The organism is Streptomyces sp. NPDC034111, from assembly GCF_055575375.1.
Genome location: NZ_JBVIST010000002.1, coordinates 343,942 through 359,556, shown reverse-complemented (window position 1 = coordinate 359,556; position 15,615 = coordinate 343,942). Strand labels below are relative to the sequence as shown.

General features: G+C 71.4%; 16 protein-coding genes. 5 read left to right on the top strand and 11 right to left on the bottom strand.

The window, feature by feature from the left end; genetic code table 11:
• Positions 1-104 precede the first annotated feature (104 nt).
• Positions 105-1,139, top strand: coding sequence for a phosphatidylinositol-specific phospholipase C domain-containing protein (locus tag ACZ55A_RS07355; protein WP_468835626.1), 1,035 nt, complete (start codon positions 105-107; stop codon positions 1,137-1,139).
• On the opposite strand, the gene ACZ55A_RS07350 is transcribed toward ACZ55A_RS07355, so the two are convergent.
• The 8 genes from ACZ55A_RS07350 to ACZ55A_RS07315 form a co-directional block, all read right to left on the bottom strand.
• Complete coding sequence (locus ACZ55A_RS07350; RefSeq protein ID WP_468835624.1) at positions 1,111-2,214, bottom strand: trypsin-like serine peptidase; 1,104 nt, start codon at positions 2,212-2,214, stop codon at positions 1,111-1,113. The genes ACZ55A_RS07355 and ACZ55A_RS07350 overlap by 29 nt on opposite strands.
• Before the next feature lie 248 nt (positions 2,215-2,462).
• Positions 2,463-2,783, bottom strand: a complete 321-nt coding sequence (locus tag ACZ55A_RS07345) for a DUF6191 domain-containing protein (protein WP_468835621.1) — start codon at positions 2,781-2,783, stop codon at positions 2,463-2,465.
• A gap of 40 nt (positions 2,784-2,823) precedes the next feature.
• On the bottom strand, positions 2,824-3,771 hold the full coding sequence (locus ACZ55A_RS07340; protein ID WP_468835618.1) for a phosphatidylinositol-specific phospholipase C: 948 nt from the start codon (positions 3,769-3,771) through the stop codon (positions 2,824-2,826).
• Between the two features lie 142 nt (positions 3,772-3,913).
• The gene (gene egtD / locus ACZ55A_RS07335; RefSeq protein ID WP_468835616.1) at positions 3,914-4,876 is read right to left on the bottom strand and encodes an L-histidine N(alpha)-methyltransferase; all 963 of its coding nucleotides are present in this window, start codon (positions 4,874-4,876) and stop codon (positions 3,914-3,916) included.
• Entirely contained in the window at positions 4,873-5,628 is a 756-nt protein-coding gene (gene egtC / locus ACZ55A_RS07330; protein WP_468835613.1) for an ergothioneine biosynthesis protein EgtC, read from the bottom strand. Before egtC ends, egtD begins: the two co-directional genes overlap by 4 nt.
• Positions 5,629-5,656: 28 nt before the next feature.
• Positions 5,657-6,976, bottom strand: coding sequence for an ergothioneine biosynthesis protein EgtB (egtB, locus tag ACZ55A_RS07325; protein ID WP_468835611.1), 1,320 nt, complete (start codon positions 6,974-6,976; stop codon positions 5,657-5,659).
• Positions 6,973-8,250 (bottom strand): ergothioneine biosynthesis glutamate--cysteine ligase EgtA, encoded by a 1,278-nt coding sequence (gene egtA / locus ACZ55A_RS07320; RefSeq protein ID WP_468835608.1) that lies wholly within the window; start codon positions 8,248-8,250, stop codon positions 6,973-6,975. The genes egtB and egtA overlap by 4 nt, the downstream gene beginning before the upstream one ends.
• Before the next feature lie 336 nt (positions 8,251-8,586).
• On the bottom strand, positions 8,587-9,798 hold the full coding sequence (locus tag ACZ55A_RS07315; RefSeq protein WP_468835605.1) for a pyridoxal phosphate-dependent aminotransferase: 1,212 nt from the start codon (positions 9,796-9,798) through the stop codon (positions 8,587-8,589).
• A 119-nt stretch (positions 9,799-9,917) separates the two neighbouring features.
• Here ACZ55A_RS07315 and ACZ55A_RS07310 point away from each other — a divergent pair, with 119 nt between their 5' ends.
• The 3 genes from ACZ55A_RS07310 (at position 9,918) to ACZ55A_RS07300 (ending at position 11,626) form a co-directional block, all read left to right on the top strand.
• Positions 9,918-10,568 carry a winged helix-turn-helix transcriptional regulator gene (locus ACZ55A_RS07310; protein ID WP_468835602.1) on the top strand — a complete coding sequence of 217 codons (651 nt, stop codon included), beginning with the start codon at positions 9,918-9,920 and terminating at the stop codon, positions 10,566-10,568.
• Positions 10,565-11,047: a phosphatase domain-containing protein gene (locus ACZ55A_RS07305; protein WP_468835600.1), complete on the top strand. Its 483-nt coding sequence runs from the start codon at positions 10,565-10,567 to the stop codon at positions 11,045-11,047. Before ACZ55A_RS07310 ends, ACZ55A_RS07305 begins: the two co-directional genes overlap by 4 nt.
• A 90-nt stretch (positions 11,048-11,137) precedes the next feature.
• On the top strand, positions 11,138-11,626 hold the full coding sequence (locus ACZ55A_RS07300; RefSeq protein ID WP_468835597.1) for a YbaK/EbsC family protein: 489 nt from the start codon (positions 11,138-11,140) through the stop codon (positions 11,624-11,626).
• A gap of 67 nt (positions 11,627-11,693) precedes the next feature.
• Here ACZ55A_RS07300 and ACZ55A_RS07295 read toward each other — a convergent pair whose 3' ends face one another.
• The gene (locus ACZ55A_RS07295) at positions 11,694-12,311 is read right to left on the bottom strand and encodes a LysE family translocator (RefSeq protein WP_468835594.1); all 618 of its coding nucleotides are present in this window, start codon (positions 12,309-12,311) and stop codon (positions 11,694-11,696) included.
• Between the two features lie 72 nt (positions 12,312-12,383).
• Entirely contained in the window at positions 12,384-13,148 is a 765-nt protein-coding gene (locus ACZ55A_RS07290; RefSeq protein ID WP_468835592.1) for a 2OG-Fe dioxygenase family protein, read from the bottom strand.
• 411 nt (positions 13,149-13,559) lie between these two features.
• On the opposite strand from ACZ55A_RS07290, the gene ACZ55A_RS07285 reads away from it, so the two are divergent.
• On the top strand, positions 13,560-14,630 hold the full coding sequence (locus ACZ55A_RS07285; protein WP_468835589.1) for a glycosyl hydrolase family 18 protein: 1,071 nt from the start codon (positions 13,560-13,562) through the stop codon (positions 14,628-14,630).
• Here ACZ55A_RS07285 and ACZ55A_RS07280 read toward each other — a convergent pair.
• Positions 14,574-15,470 carry a helix-turn-helix transcriptional regulator gene (locus ACZ55A_RS07280; protein ID WP_468835587.1) on the bottom strand — a complete coding sequence of 299 codons (897 nt, stop codon included), beginning with the start codon at positions 15,468-15,470 and terminating at the stop codon, positions 14,574-14,576. The genes ACZ55A_RS07285 and ACZ55A_RS07280 overlap by 57 nt on opposite strands.
• Positions 15,471-15,615: the final 145 nt, after the last annotated feature.

The following is a 15,615-nucleotide window of genomic DNA, read 5'->3' as shown; positions in this document are numbered from 1 at the left end:
GCCCCCAACTCCCGTACGCTGCTGCCCGATCGACCGGATGACCGCCGGTCGGGCGGGCGTTCGGCAAGCGCCGGGCGGCCGAGGATCTAGGGGAAGCGGGGCTCATGAACGGTAAGCGGTGCGCGGGGACGGTGGCCGCAGCGGCGGCGGCGGTGATGGCGGTGACCGCGTCGGCGGCCGCCGAGCCGGCCGCCATGACGTACGACGCCAGTACGTCCGTGGGCGTCCACAACGCCTACGACAAGGAGAAGTATCCCTACTTCGCGGACGCCCTGGACTCCGGTGCCGCGCTGCTCGAACTCGACCTCTGGTCCAACGGGCTGGGCCGGTCCTGGCGGGTCTCGCACAGCAACCCGCTCGGGAACAACAACAACTGCGAGGGCGCGGCCAACGCCACGGAGCTGCGCACCAAGGACCGCAACCGGGACTTCGGCGGCTGCCTCGCCGATATGAAGGCCTGGCACGATGCGCACCCCGGCCACCGGCCCATCATGGTCAAGGTCGAGATGAAGGACGGCTTCAACGCCAAGGGCGGACGCGGCCCGGCCGAGTTCGATGCGCTGGTGCGGCAGAAGCTGGGCGATGCGGTGTACGGGCCGGGCAACCTCACGGCCGGGCACGCCACGCCCGACGAGGCGGTACGGGCCGGCGGCTGGCCCTCGCGGGCCGGTCTTTCCGGGAAGTTCCTGTTCGAGCTGATACCCGGCACGCTGGAGGAGCAGAACCCGTTCGACAAGCTGTGGACCGACGTCGAGTACGCGACGCATCTCAAGAACCTGGCGGCGGCCGGGAAGCTGGCGCAGTCGACGGCCTTCCCCGCGGTGCACGGGGCCGCGCCCGGTGACCCCCGCGAGCGCTACGCGGATCCGGCGCTGCGCCCGTGGTTCGTGGCCTTCGACGGCGATGCCGCGACGTACCTGAACGGCTCGGTCAACACCGCCTGGTACGACACCCGGCACTACCTCCTCATCATGACCGACGCGCACAACGTTCCCCCGGTGATCGACGGCACCCGCCCGACCGAGGCACAGGCACGGGCGCGGGTCGGCCAACTCGCCGCCGCCCATGCCAGTTTCGCCACAGCGGACTGGTACCCGCTGCCGTCCGTCCTCAAGACCGTGGTGTCACGCGGGGCCTGACGCCCGGCGTGGGGGCCGGCTCCGCGGTCGCGCGGCGGTAGAGCGCGGCGACGTCCTTGCCGAACCGGCTGCTGTACGAGGTGAGGTCGTCGCCGCCCTCGTCGAGGCCGCCGACCACCCCGATCAGCGAGCCGGTGCCGGTGGCCGGGTCGAGGTCGGTGAGCATCGGCCCGCCGCTGGTCCCGTTGGGGAAACCCGGGCAGGAGAAGCGCAGTTGGGCCGGCCCCTGGGCCTCCGCCCGGTGCCGGCAGCTGACCGGTGTGTCCCGGTCGGCGGGGTAGCCGGTCAGCAGCGCAGGGCGCCCGGGCGGGGCGTCGAAACGGATCCGCTCGGCGCCGGTGAGGTCCTCTATCCGGCCGGTGGCCCGCCCTGCTCTGCGTACCCGCAGAAAGGCCACATCGTGGTCGGGGTCCCGGTCGCTGATCCAGCGCGGATCGACCAGTATCCGGGTGGGTACCCACAGGCCGTACGGCACGGTCCCGTCGTGCAGCCCGGGCGCGAAGACCAGCCGGGTGCGGAAGCCCTCGTCGTGGACGCAGTGTGCGGCGGTGACGACGAGGTCCCCGGTGGGGGAGTGCACCACGCTCGCCGTGCAGTGGTGTGCGGGGTCGCCGTCGTCACCGGGGGAGAAGAGCGCACCGATCGCCGGTGCGGGGGCCGCAGGGGCGGCCGCCAGGGGCCGGGAGGCCGGCAGCGCGGCCGTCTTTCCGCTGCCGCGGCGGGCCGTCACGGGGGGCCCAGGCCGCTCCTCGTACGGCCCGGCGAGCACGGCCTCGGCGGCCTGCTCACCGTCGGCGCGGGTCGCGAGATAGGAGCCGGTGGCGCTGTCCCCGGCGGCCAGGAACGGATCGCGCGACGGGGAGCCCAGCGCCAGCACGGTGCTGCCCACGACGACGGTGAGCGCCCCGAGCGCCAGGGTCACCCGGAGCGGAACGCCGGCCCGGCCGCGGCCCGTACAGGGCGGCCCGCCGGGCTCCGGGCAGTCACCGGCCGTCCACGCCCCGGCGGCGCCTGCGGACCGGGCCGCCCCGCCGGCGTCGGCCTCCGGTGCGGTCCCGCGTTCGCTCGTCTCCACCAACAGCCGCCTCGCCGCATCAGCCGGCACACCCCTCGGGACACTGGGCGGCACCGGAACCAGACATTTCACCCAGTCTGATGCAGGCTGGCGGGTCTTGGTTGGGTCACCCGGCCGGATCGCCGCGGGCCGCGGGACGTAGCGCGCCGGAGAGGCTCACCCCCGGACGCCCGGCGCCTCTGTCCTCCGCCGTTCTGGAGGGCCGGCGCGGACCAGGCCGTACCGCAGCGCCGTCCGGACGCGCCCCGTTAGGCCGGTCGGGTGACCCGAGCCGTGCCGCCGTCGAGGTCGATCCCGGTCTTCCTTGGCGCACCGTCCTGCTCGTCATCGCGCAGCACCTGCACGATGCGGCGCTGCTCCAGCTGGACCCGTTTGCCGGGGTAGAGCAGCGCATGCAGCTCCTCCGTGGCCGTGGCGCCCACTCCGCGGCTTCCCGGTGCGCTGCCCCTGCCCCTGCCGGGCAGCAGCCCGCGCTGCTGGGCCCAGCGGGCGGACTGCCGCAGCGCCGCCAGCACGAAGAGCGGTATCACGAGCACCAGTACCAGCAGCGGGCTCGTCAGAAGGCGCATCATGCAGAGAAAACGCGGGGCGCCGCGCGCGGGTTCCCGCTCAGGCCGTCAGCCGTATCCGCCGCCCCGCCACGTTGTGCCGGATCAGCGTCTCGGCCAGCCCGAACTCGTTGGGGAAGTCCATCGGAACGATGCCCAGGCCCGTCCAGGCGCTGCCCTCCGAGCCCTCCAGGAGGGACTTGACCTGCGGGTTGAGGCGGTCGGCGTTGGAGCGGGGCGGGAGCAGGGCGGCGGTGCTGACGTAGTTGACGAAGAGCTTGCCGGGCTGGGTGACGGCCTTGCGGAATTGGGCCTCGATCTTCGGCCACTTCCCGAACGGCTCCGCCATGTAGTCGTCCTGGATGTCGAACAGTTCAGGGGCGCCGTAACGGACGCCGCCCAGGCCGTCGGAGTCCGCCAGCAGCACGACCTTGCCGCGGGCCTGCCCCAGTGCCGGCAGATCGCCCTCCAGACGGAACAGCGGGCGGTAGCCCTTGTCGTCCAGGTACAGGGTGAAGATCCGGCGGAACTCCTCGGCGCTGACCTCCGAGTACTCCTGCTTGACCCGCATCAGCACGGTTTCCGACGGGTGCGCCCGCAAGAACGCGCGGCAGGCGTTGAGCACATCGCCGAACATCAGCTCCTGGAAGAACGCGCCGTGATGGATGGCGAAGACGTTGTCGATCGCCCGGCAGCGGACGTCCAGGAAGCGGATGCCGGAGACAAGTTGGGCGTCGACGGGGGTGTTCTGACAGGCGACCCAGGGGCCGCCGATCCGGGCACCGGAGTCATGGGTGCCGGGGAGGGTGAGGCGCTGGACGGGGGTGCTGTCGGGGAGTGCCGACATCCAGTCCTGTACGGAGAGTACGGACGGCGCGGACCGTACTGCCGGGCGGCCCTCCGCCGCGCCGGCCGTGAACTGCCCGCTGCCGACGCCCGCCAGCAGCCCGGCGGCCGAGAGTCCGGCCGCGCCCCTGAGGAATCCCCGACGGTCCAGCCCCAGCCCCATGCCGCTTCCCCTGCCCCTCACATCTGCGCGGTGCACGGCCGACCCGTACGAGCGCCCGGTCGGGGCATCGAACCACACCAGTCGCGGACATGACACCCGGCCGGTGTGCCGATCTGCACACCGGCCGGGAATGCGCCCCGTATCAGGCGCGGAACGACAGCGACAGCGCGAAGCGGTCCGCGCTGTCGGTCCACCAGTTGGTCAACTCCATTCCCGCCGCGGCCAGTTCGGCGCATACGCCCTCCTGGCGGAACTTCGCGGAGACCTCGGTGCGCACTTCCTCACCCGCCGCGAAGGCCACCGCCAGATCCACCCCGGGGATCTTGACCGTCAGATCCTGGCGGGCCCGCAGCCGCATCTCGATCCACTCCTGTTCGGCGTTCCACAGCGCGACATGGTCGAAGTCCTCCGGGTCGAAGTCGCCGTTCAGCTCGCGGTTGATGACCTGGAGGACGTTCTTGTTGAAGGCGGCCGTCACCCCCTGCGGATCGTCGTACGCGGCGACCAGCGTGGCCTCGTCCTTGACCAGGTCGGTGCCGAGCAGCAGGGCGTCGCCCGGCGACAGCAGGGCATGGACGGAGCGCAGGAAGGCGGCCCGCTCCTCGGGGAGCAGATTGCCGAGGGTGCCGCCGAGGAAGGCGAGCAGCCGCGGGGCGGGGGTGTCGGGGAGCTCGATGCCCTGCTGGAAGTCGGCGACCAGAGCGTGCACGGTGAGCCCAGGATGCTCGGTGAGCAGCGCCTCGCCCGCCGCGGCCAGCGCGGATTCGCTGACGTCGATGGGGAGATAGGTGTCCAGCCCGGTCAGCGCGCCGATGAGGTGGCGGGTCTTGTCGGAGGAGCCGGACCCCAGCTCGATCAGGGTGCGGGCATTGGTCGCCGCGGCGATGTGGTCGGCGCGGGTGAGCAGGATCTCCCGCTCGGCGCGGGTGGGGTAGTAGTCGGGCAGCCTGGTGATCTGTTCGAACAGCTCGCTGCCCCGGGCGTCGTAGAACCACTTCGGCGGCAGCTGTTTGGGGGTACGGGACAGCCCCTGGGCGACATCGGCGCGCAGCGCGGCCGCGGTGGCGTCGGCAGGGAGGGTGCGGGTGATGCTGAGCGGGCTCACGTGGCGGGCTCCTTGAGCGGGGTGAGGTGGACATCGGTCCGGGTGGCGCGCAGCAGGGTGCGGTCCGGGACCTCGGTCCAGTGGGGGGAATCGTCGTACGGTTCGGCGGCGACCACCCGGCCACCGCCGGGAACGGCCAGGTGGAACAGCGTGTCGCCCCAGGTGGTGGCGGCGATGGTGGCGCCGTCGGTGAGCAGCAGATTGAGCCGGGAGCCGGGGGCGGCCCCGGCGACGGCCGTGACGGTGTCGGCCAGCGCGTCGCCCGCCTCGTCGCCGCGTGCCAGCCGGTGCTGGACCAGCGCCCATACGAACGCCGCGTCGCAGCGGGCCTGTAGTCGCAGCAGCTCCTTCGGCGACAGCTCGGCGGCCAGCGGCGCGAGGGAGTCCGGCCAGCCGGTCACCGCCCCGTTGTGGCTGAAGAGGTAGCGTCCGGCGGCGAACGGTGCGGCGGCCGCCTCGGCGTCCGGCCCGGCCACGGTGGCGTCCCGTACGGCGGCCAGCAGCGCCCCGGTGCGCACCACCCGCGCCAGGTCGGGCAGCTGCTCGTCGGCCCAGATCGGCCCGGCCCGCCGGTAGCGGGCGGGCACCGGATCGCCCGGTGCGTACCAGCCGACGCCGAACCCGTCCGCATTGACCGTGCCGTGCTGCTGGCGGCGCGGCGCCCACGACTGCCGGTACAGCCCGTGCGGCGGGTCCAGCACGACCTGACCGAAGGGGATCTCCGGCCCCAGATAAGCCAGATGACGGCACATCAGCCCACCGCCTTCCGTGCCCCGGGCCTCATGCTTCCGCCATCGGGTCGGCGTCCCGGGCGGTACGGAAACCGGAGAAGATCTGCCGCCGGACCGGCAGGTCCCAGTTGCGGAAGGTGCCCCGGCAGGCGACCGGATCGACCGCGAACGACCCGCCGCGCAACACCTTGTACTGATCGCCGAAGAACACCTCCGAGTACTCCCGGTAGGGGAACGCGGCGAACCCCGGGTACGGCAGGAAGTCGCTCGCCGTCCACTCCCACACATCGCCGATCAACTGCCGTACGCCGAGGGGCGACTGGCCGTCGGGGTAGCTGCCGATCGGGGCGGGCCGCAGATGCCGCTGGCCGAGGTTGGCGTGCGCCGGGGTGGGGTCCTCGTCGCCCCAGGGGTAGCGCATGGCCCGCCCGGTCGCCGGGTCGTAGCGGGCGGCCTTCTCCCACTCCGCCTCGGTCGGCAGCCGCCGGCCGGCCCAGCGCGCATAGGCGTCCGCCTCGTACCAGCTGACGTGCAGCACCGGCTCGTGGGGCGGCACCGGCTCGGTCACCCCGAATCTCCGGCGCAGCCACTGGTCGCCGTCGCGCCTCCAGAACAGCGGGGCGCGCAGCGTGTGCTCCTGCACCTGTGCCCAGCCCTCCGGGGCCCACCAGCGCGGCTCGTCATAGCCGCCGGCCTCGATGAACCGCTGGTAGGCGGCGTTGCTGACCGGTGTGGTGTCGATCAGGAAGGCGGGCACCAGCCGGCGGTGCGCGGGCCGCTCGTTGTCCAGTGCCCAGGGCTCGGTGGAGGTCCCCATGGTGAACGGCCCGCCAGGGACGAGGACTTCGGCCGGAATGATCTCGTCGGAGAGGGGCGGCGGCTCGGGCGCGGTGAGCACCGAGGGCCCGCGGCGCAGCTGGTGCGTGATGAGCATGGTCTCGTCGTGCTGCTGCTCATGCTGGGCGATCATGCCGAAGGCGAAGCCGGAGTCCAGCAGCGGACCGCCGTGCAGGGGGGTGCGCTCCAGGATGTCCAGCACCCGGCCGCGGACCTCGGCGACATAGCCGTGCGCCTCGTCGGGCGCCAGCAGCGGCAGTGAGGGGCGCTCGGCGCGCGGGTGCTCGAAGGCGTCGTAGACGGAGTCGATGTCCGGCCGCAGCGCCTCACGGCCGCCGACGGTGCGCAGCAGCCACTGCTCCTCCTGGTTGCCTATGTGCGCCAGGTCCCACACCAGGGGGGACATCAACGGGGAGTGCTGGGCGACGAGATCGGGTTGCTCGACACAGGTGGTCAGCAGGCGGGTGCGGTCGCGGGCGGCGAGCAGGGCCGAGGCCGCCCGCTCGCGAAGGAGCTCGGGGTCGATGGTCACTGGCTGTCCTTCCCGGGAATGAGATCGCCCTCCGCGGCGTACAGGGCGTCGAGATGGTCGTCCGCGGGGCAGCGGCCGCGCGCCACATAGCGCTCGGTGAACGCCGCGACCGCCGCCCGCACCTCGTCGGAGGCGCCGAGCCGTGGCAGCGCCTCCTGGGCCGCGGCGAAGCAGCCGACCGCCGCGGCGTGCAGCTCCGGGTCGGTCAGCGCCCCACGGGCCGCGCGCCGCCACAGCGGATTGCGCGGTGCCGGTCGCGAACCGGCCGTCTCGGCAAGGGGTTTGACGATCCGGTAGGCCCGCTCGGTGGCCTCCGGATCGTCGAACAGCGCGGCCGTCACGGCCAGCGGCACCACCCACCCGGTCTCACCCGACTGCGCGTCGATCATGCGCAGCTCCAGATGGCCGCGTGGCCGTACCGGTGGGAAGAGGGTGGTGACGTGGTAGTCCAGATCCTCCTGGGTGGGCGGTCTGGGCACGCCCGTACGGACCCACTCGCGGAAGGTGAGGCCCTCCGGCGCGTCCCAGGGCCCGTCCTCGGCCCGGATGCACATCACCGGGGCGTCCAGGACATAGCGCGCCCAGGAGGTGCGCGGATCCGGTCCCATCGGCGGGGCGAGCGTACGGTCCGGGTCGAGCTGGGACCAGACCACCTGGCGGGTGGTGCGGTAGCCCGTGGGGCAGCCCTCGCTGGTCGGCGAGTTGGCGAACGCCGCGGCCAGCACCGCGCCCAGCAGATGGGCCAGCAGCCAGCGCCGGCCGAGTCCCAGCGGCCCCGGCTCCTCGTAACCGGCGTCCACACACACCTGCACGGACGCGGTGGCGCACATCATGGACCGCCCGGCGGAGCCCCAGCGGTCGAAGTACCCCTCCATGGCGTTGTAGCGCGGGTCGGTCAGGACGCGGCGCGGCGGATGCCACGGATTGTGACCGTGGCCGGCCATCCCCAGGCCCAGCGCCAGCATGGTGGGGCGGACCAGCGCGAGATCGGCCGTCACGGCCTCGATGCACTCGGTCAGGGAGGTGGCGGGCAGCGAGCTGAGCTCCAGCTGGCCGCCGGGTTCGAAGGTCAGGAGGGAGGTGAGGGGGAGGGCGCGCAGGGTGGTGGCCGCATGGCGCAGCCGGTCGGGTTCGACCGGACATCGGGGGTTGCGCGCATCATGGACCAGCCACTCGATCTCGACCCCTATGCGGCGTGGCGGACCCGTCTTGAAGCATATGCCGTGCAGGTGAGCTTCGAGTTCCGCTTCCGTGACTGCGGGCCGTACGGGCATGGAAATCCCTCTCCCTTGTGGGGTCGCGGCAGGATTGCCGCCCTCCACCTAATCTGTTGCGCGCGATGCGCTCAAGGGCGCGTTCGATTCGCGGGCGACGCCGGGCGGGCCGGTGCCGGGAGAACGGGTGGTCCGGGGTGGGGGACCTCCGTACGGGGTCGCAGCGCCCCGGCGCCGCCAGGACGGCCTTCCGGCCCGGCTCCGCGCCCCCGGCCGGCCCGGGGAGCGGTCGGCGGGGGGCGGGGGCGGATTTCGGCCGTTCGGGTGACCGCCGAGGGTGGACGGACGGGCGGGGAGAGCGGGGAAGCGGGGCGGGGGCCGGGGCGGCGCCCGGCGTCACTGGCGGTAGCCCGCCAGGAAGCGGCCGATCCGGCTGATCGCCGCGTCGAGGTCATCGGCGTGCGGAAGGGTGAGGATGCGGAAGTGGTCCGGGCGCGGCCAATTGAAGCCGGTGCCCTGGACGACCTGGATCTTCTCCCGCAGCAGCAGGTCCAGCACGAACTTCTCGTCGTCGTGGATCTTGTGTACGGCGGGGTCGAGCCGGGGGAAGGCGTAGAGCGCGCCCTTGGGCTTGACGCAGGAGACGCCCGGGATCTCGTTCAGCCGCTCCCAGGCCACATCGCGCTGTTCGCGCAGCCGCCCGCCCGGCAGCACCAGGTCCCTGATGGACTGCCGGCCGCCCAGCGCCGCCTGGATGGCGTACTGCGCGGGCGCGTTCGGGCACAGCCGCATGGAGGCGAGGGTGCCCAGGCCCTCCAGATAGTCGGCCGCGTGCTGCTTGGGGCCGGAGACCACCAGCCAGCCGGAGCGGAATCCCGCCACCCGGTAGGACTTGGACAGTCCGCTGAAGGTCAGGCACACCAGGTCGGGGGCGAGCACCGCGGCGTGGTGGTGGACCTCGTCGTCGTAGAGGATTCGGTCGTAGATCTCGTCGGCGAAGACCATCAGCTGATGGCGCCGGGCGAGATCGAGCATGCCTTCCAGCAGCTCCTTCGGATAGACCGCACCGGTGGGGTTGTTGGGGTTGATGATGACCATCGCCCGGGTGCGGTCGGTGATCTTCGAGGCGAGGTCGTCGAGGTCCGGCAGCCAGTCCGCGGACTCGTCGCACAGGTAGTGCACGGCCTTGCCGCCGGCGAGGGTGGTGACCGCCGTCCAGAGGGGGAAGTCGGGGGCCGGGATCAGGACCTCGTCACCGTCGTCGAGCAGCGCCTGGACCGCCATCGAGACGAGCTCGGAGACGCCGTTGCCCAGGTAGACGTCGTCGACGCCGACGTCGGTCAGCCCGCTCTGCTGGTAGTGCTGGGCCACCGCGCGGCGGGCCGGGAGGATGCCGCGGGACTCCGTGTAGCCGTGTGCGCGGGAGAGGTTGCGCATCACGTCCTGGAGGATCTCCTCGGGGCACTCGAAGCCGAACAGTGCCGGATTGCCGGTGTTCAGCCGCAGCACGCTGTGGCCGGCCTCCTCCAGCGCGTCCGCGTGCTCGATCACCGGCCCGCGGATCTCGTAGCAGACGTCGGCCATCTTGCTGGACTGCTTGAACTGCATGCGGTGGCCTCCAGGTCCTCGCTCACCGCGCGGCGCGGCAGCACTCGTCATTCGTCACAACGTACTTGGTTTTACCAAGTGGCGACTTGGAAAGTCCAACTTCTGTCTATGCTGGGGCCATGCCGCGCCGAAGCTATGACCAGTACTGCGCCGTCGCCCGAGCCCTGGACGCCGTCGGCGACCGCTGGACGCTCCTGATCGTCCGGGAACTGCTGGGCGGCTCCCGGCGGTACACCGACCTGCACGCCGACCTGCCCGGCGTCAGCACCGACATGCTCGCCTCCCGCCTCAAGGACATGGAGCGGGACGGCCTGGTCACCCGCCGCCGGCTCGCCCCGCCCGGAGCGGCCTTCGTCTACGAACTCACCGCCCGCGGCCGCGCCCTGCTGCCCGCGCTCAGCGCCCTCGCCGACTGGGGCGCCCCGGCCCTCGACGAGAAGCGCCCGACGGACGCGGTGCGGGCCCACTGGTTCGCCGTCCCGCTCCTCGCACGGCTCGCGGGGCACTTCACCGCGGGCGACGTCGGGGTGGTCGACATCGCCCTGGACGAGGGGGAGTTCCATGTCGTCCTCGGCGGCGACGGGCCCGGCTATGCGGAAGGCCCGGCCGAACACCCCGACGTCCGGCTCCGGATGGACACCGCGACCTGCGCCGACCTCGCGTACGATCGCCTCTCCCTCGCACAGGGCATCGAATCCGGCCGGATCACGGTCACCGCGCCCCGGGCATCCGGCGAGGAGCGGCGACGGAAGAGGATGACGACGGCATGACGACGCGCCCGCTTGCGGTCTTCGACCTGGACGGCACTCTCGCCGACTCCGGACACCGGCAGCACTGGCTCCGGCGCACCCCGCGCGACTGGAAGGCGTTCTTCGCGGCGGCCACCGAGGACCCTCCGCTGGCCGAGGGGGTGGCCCTGGCGCTGCGCAGCGCCGAGGACTGCGAGGTCGGCTATCTGACCGGCCGTCCGGAGCGCTGCCGCCGGGACACCCTGGCCTGGCTCGCCCAACACGGCCTGCCGCAGGGGACATTGTGGATGCGTCCCAACAGCGACCGGCGCCCGGCCCGCCACACGAAGCTGGAGACCCTGCACCGGATCGCCCGTGACCGCGAGATCCGCCATGTCGTCGACGACGACGAACTCGTCTGCGAGGCCTGCGAGAGGGCCGGGTTCACCGTGATACGGGCCCGCTGGGCGACACCGTCCGAGACCCTCCGGGACGCCCAGCAGCGGGCCGGGCGGACCTGAGGACCCGTCTTCTCCTGGCAGGCAGTGAGGAGGCGGCTACGATCTGGCATGATGATGCGGCTCGCGTCGCCGACGAGGACTGTCAAGGGGATGGACGTGCACGAGACATACGGCAAGCTGGTCGCACTGCTCGAGGAGCGCGGGGCCGCGTTCCGGACGATCGACCATGCGCCGGAGGGCGCCACCGAGGAGGTCAGCCGTCTGCGCGGACATGCGCTCGGACAGGCCGCCAAGTGCATCGTCGTGATGGTGAAGTTGGGCAAGAAGGTGAAGCGCTATGTGCTCGCCGTCGTTCCCGGGGACAAGCGCGTCGACCTGAACGCCATCAAGGGGCTCCTGGGCGGAACCTATGTCTCGTTCGCCTCGCAGGACGTCGCGGAGCAGCTTTCGGGCTGCGCCAGCGGCACCATCCTGCCGTTCTCCTTCGACGAGCAACTGGAACTGATCGTCGACCCGGCGCTGCTGGAGCACGACGAGTTCTACTTCAACGCGGCGCGTCTCGACCGCTCCCTCGCCCTCGCCACGCGGGACTACGTGGAGATCGCGGAGCCGCGCGTCGAGGCGATCGCCCTCGACTGACCCGCCGACCGCGCCGAACCCGCCCATGCGGACTGCTCCGGCATGGGCGGGCGTACCGCACGAGGACTCAGCGCACGGCAGGCGTCAGCGCCAGAGCCACACCGAGCCCGACGAGCACGGAACCGATCACCCGGTTCAGCGTGCTCTGCTTCCGCAGCATCTTTCCCCGGAGCTGGTCGCTGGAGAAGAAGAGCGCCGCCAGGGAGAACCAGACCAGATGGGCGACGGACATGAACAACCCGTAGCCGATCTGGCGGACGACGGGCGTATCGGCGTGAATCACCTGGGTGTACGCGCTGACCACGAAGAGCATCGTTTTCGGGTTGAGCGCATTGGTCAGAAATCCGGTGCGGAGCGCGCTCAGCCGGGAAAGCTCCTCGTCCCCGGACGGGTCGATATCCAGTTGGGTCCGGGCCACAAATGTCTTGTAGCCGATGTAGACGAGATATGCGGCACCGGCGAGTTTGACGACGGTGAATACCACCGGGGACCGGGCGAGCAGCAGGCCCACGCCCAGGGTGGTGTAGGTGACGTGCACCAGCACGCCCAGGGCAATGCCTGTCGCGGCGAGAAGTCCGGCGGTGCGTCCGTACAGATAGCTGTTGCGTACGGTCATCGCGAAATCGGCGCCGGGGCTGATGACGGCCAGGATGGTGATGACGGCGACGGCGAAGAGTTCGGCCATGGTTCCAGTTCTTCGGGTCCGGGCGTGTGGGGGTGACGGGGCCGCCCTCGGGGAGGCGGCCCCGCGGTGGACTCAGACCTTGTGACGGTAGGTGATCACCAGCACGTCCCGGTGGGCGGGCCGGGTGTCGTCCAACTGCCCGAGGGGGCTGACACCGTGGAAGACCCGCTCGTCGTTGACGATCGCCAGGTCCAGCGGTTCGGCGAGGGTGAACTTGGCCAGCGGGTTCTTCTCCAGTCCGTAGACGGTGCTCTCGCCGTTGGCGGCGTTGGACCGGTCGACCATCGCCATCAGGACGAAGGTCACCCCGTCGCGGTGCACGCCTTCGGGGGTGGGCTTGGCCACTTCGTCGCCCGTGACCTCGATGCGGAACTGGTGCGACTCGATGTGCCAGGCCGAGTAGGGAGCCAGCCGTCCGAAGAGGTCGCAGCCGAGCGTGACGAGGCTGCTCATGGTCTCGCCGCGGAGGATCCGGTCCTCGATCGGTTCGTAGTGGCGGGCTATGCCGCCGTTGAGGTTGTTGTAGTCCAGCGTCTGGTAGTGCGGCTGGTGGTCCTCGATCCGGTAGTCGTTGCTGGCGCGGGGTGCGCTTAAGGTGGCGTGACGGCGCCGGCGGTAGCGTCCGCCGTCGGCCATGTAGCCGTCCAGCGGCATCTCGTTCCAGCTCGCCTGGAAAGCGTCCCAGTCCCGCACCGCGTTCTCGTCGCGCCGGCGCAGCAGTTCGCTCACCTGCTCGCCGGGAAGGTGGGCGTAGCTCTGGTTCGACACAATCTCGCAGAGCTCTTCGACGCCGGACGTATAGGCCGCGGAAGCTTCCGGGTGTGGCACGTTGAACATACCAGTCGAGTCCGTTCTCGTTTTGTTGGTTGGGGTGAACTCGCCCAGAGCTTCTATTGATTTTGCGGAACACGTCAACACAGTGTCCGAAAGAAAACGGAATTTCCCTTACATGGCGACAATTCCCAACTGTTGATCTTGGTGGGATTGAATTGACGATCCGTCAAATGGTTGCACAGTTCCGGCGGTTTGTTGTGTCCGAAGTGGAAGTCCGTAGGTGATGCGGTCGTTGTTTCACGGTGACCCGGCCCCTTTTGGTGTGGCCGAAGACCGCCTTGCTTTACGGGTCCTTTTCGGTATGCCGTGTGCACCCGCTTGCGCACGCTCCCCCGGAAGCGGTACTGCACACCCCCACCCCCATTCGGCGCTCCTGACGATGCGTCAGTGATCGTCCCGGGTGACGCTCGGTGAATGGACCATGCATCAGGATTCCGGGCGCGCGCCGCCCTTGCGCTGCTGCTCGTCGTGGCCGTGCTCGCCGGACCGCTCGCCCCGGCCGCCGCGGCTGCGGAGTCCCCCCGGGCCCGCGGACGTACCGTCTCGGCCTGGCTGCCCTACTGGGGCGATGTCGACGCCGCCTACCGTGACGCGCTGCGGCACGCCTCCCAGCTGCACACCGTCAGCCCCTTCTGGTATGAGGCCTCCTCCGGCAGCACCATCGCGGGGCAGGAGGGGGCGGGGCGGCGCAGCATCATCGACGGGCTGCACGACGCCGGGATCGAGGTCGTCCCCACGGTGACCGAGACCCTGGACGCCGCGCGGATGTCCCGGCTGATGCACGATCCCGAGCGGCGGCGGGAGCATGTGGAGACGCTGCTGGACCTGGTGGCGAGCCGCTCGTACGACGGGCTCGACCTGGACTACGAGAAGATGGCGGTCACCGGGGACAAGGAGGACCGTGAGCGGGTGCGCACCGGGTACAACGCGCTCGTCAGGGAGCTGTGCGCGGCGCTGCACGACCGGGACAAGCAGTGCGTGGTCACCGTGATGGCCCGGGTCCGCGGATCCGGCACGGCATTCGACTACGGGAAACTCGGCAGGTACGCCGACCGGGTCCGGATCATGGGCTATGACCTGCACTGGTCGGGCGGTGACCCGGGTCCGCTGTCCGCCAAGGACTGGTACGAGGAGTTTCTGCGCTACGCCACCGACACCATCCCCCGGAACAAGATCGAGGTGGCCTTCCCCGGGTACGGCTGGGACTGGATCACCGGAGTCACTGGCCACGCCGGCCATCTGACGTGGAAGGAGGCCGAGGCGCTGCGTGAGCGGGTGGGCGCGCGGTACCTCTTCGACGAGGTCTCCGGCACCCCGCACTTCCGGTACGAGAAGGACGGCGCGGAGCACCAGGTCTGGTACCAGGACGCGCGCGGCGTCCGGGCCCAGCTGCCGCTGCTGCGGAAGTACGGGGTGCGGGGCACCGGCCTATGGGCGCTCGGGTTCGAGGACCCGGAGGTCTGGGCCGCGCTCCGCGGCGAGTAGCCGCAGCGCCGCCTCGGACGGCGAACCCGGCGGGGCGGTGTACATCAGCACGCCCTGTCCGGAGCCGTCCGGCGTCCGGAGCATCTCGAACTCCAGGGTCAGCGCGCCCACCAGCGGATGGTGGAACTGCTTGGTGCCGAAGGTGCAGTTGCGCACCGCGTGCCGGGACCACAGGCTGCTGAACTCGGCGGACTTCATCGACAACTCTCCGATGAGCTCGGCGAGTTGGGGGTCGTCAGGGTACTGCCCCGCGGCCACCCGCAGTGCGGAGACCGCGCGCCGGACCTCCGCGTCGCGGTCCGGGTACAGCTCGCGGGTGTGCGGGTCGAGGAAGAGCATCCGCTGGGCGTTGGGGCGGTCCGCGGGGCGGTCGGGGCAGTCGAAGTCGAGGTGCCCGGCGGTCAGGGCGTGCCCGAGGCGGTTCCACGCCAGGACCTCGAAGCGCGGGCCGAGAGCGAGGGCCGGTACGTCCGCCACGGCGGCGAGCAACCGCCGCACGCCGGGGCGCACCGCGGCGTGCCGGACGGCCGGGCGGCGGCGCGCCCTGACGGGGCGGGCCAGCGCGCGCAGATGCTCCCGCTCGTCGGCGGTCAGCCGCAGTGCGCGGGCCAGGGCGTCCAGCACCCCCTCCGAGGCGTTGTGGCTCTGCCCCTGTTCCAGGCGGGTGTAGTACGCCACGCTGACGCCGGCCAGCTGCGCCAGCTCCTCCCGGCGCAGCCCGGGGACGCGGCGGCGGGCCCCGTAGGGGACCAGGCCGACGTCCTCCGGCTGGAGCCGGGCGCGCCGGGTGCGCAGAAAGTTCCCCAGCTCGGTGGGGTTGCCCGGGGTGGATGTGTCCATGCCGGTCAGTCTCCGCCATCGGGTGGGCCGGAGCCTGACCCTGTCAGTACCAGGCTCCGGGGAGGTGGCCGGGACTCGTCGGAGGCTGTTCCCTGCGGGATACCGACCGCTTAGTATGTCGCTGGCGAGGGGCGACGGAGCCCTC

What these genes read in the sequence shown, in the direction of transcription:
- ACZ55A_RS07290 (WP_468835592.1), bottom strand. Translation starts at nt 13,148, where the DNA reads ATGTTCAACGTGCCACACCCGGAAGCTTCCGCGGCCTATACGTCCGGC.
- ACZ55A_RS07295 (WP_468835594.1), bottom strand. Translation starts at nt 12,311, where the DNA reads ATGGCCGAACTCTTCGCCGTCGCCGTCATCACCATCCTGGCCGTCATC.
- ACZ55A_RS07345 (WP_468835621.1), bottom strand. Translation starts at nt 2,783, where the DNA reads ATGCGCCTTCTGACGAGCCCGCTGCTGGTACTGGTGCTCGTGATACCG.
- ACZ55A_RS07355 (WP_468835626.1), top strand. Translation starts at nt 105, where the DNA reads ATGAACGGTAAGCGGTGCGCGGGGACGGTGGCCGCAGCGGCGGCGGCG.
- ACZ55A_RS07310 (WP_468835602.1), top strand. Translation starts at nt 9,918, where the DNA reads ATGCCGCGCCGAAGCTATGACCAGTACTGCGCCGTCGCCCGAGCCCTG.
- ACZ55A_RS07305 (WP_468835600.1), top strand. Translation starts at nt 10,565, where the DNA reads ATGACGACGCGCCCGCTTGCGGTCTTCGACCTGGACGGCACTCTCGCC.
- egtA (WP_468835608.1), bottom strand. Translation starts at nt 8,250, where the DNA reads ATGCCCGTACGGCCCGCAGTCACGGAAGCGGAACTCGAAGCTCACCTG.
- ACZ55A_RS07285 (WP_468835589.1), top strand. Translation starts at nt 13,560, where the DNA reads ATGGACCATGCATCAGGATTCCGGGCGCGCGCCGCCCTTGCGCTGCTG.
- ACZ55A_RS07340 (WP_468835618.1), bottom strand. Translation starts at nt 3,771, where the DNA reads ATGGGGCTGGGGCTGGACCGTCGGGGATTCCTCAGGGGCGCGGCCGGA.
- ACZ55A_RS07315 (WP_468835605.1), bottom strand. Translation starts at nt 9,798, where the DNA reads ATGCAGTTCAAGCAGTCCAGCAAGATGGCCGACGTCTGCTACGAGATC.
- egtC (WP_468835613.1), bottom strand. Translation starts at nt 5,628, where the DNA reads ATGTGCCGTCATCTGGCTTATCTGGGGCCGGAGATCCCCTTCGGTCAG.
- ACZ55A_RS07300 (WP_468835597.1), top strand. Translation starts at nt 11,138, where the DNA reads ATGGACGTGCACGAGACATACGGCAAGCTGGTCGCACTGCTCGAGGAG.
- ACZ55A_RS07280 (WP_468835587.1), bottom strand. Translation starts at nt 15,470, where the DNA reads ATGGACACATCCACCCCGGGCAACCCCACCGAGCTGGGGAACTTTCTG.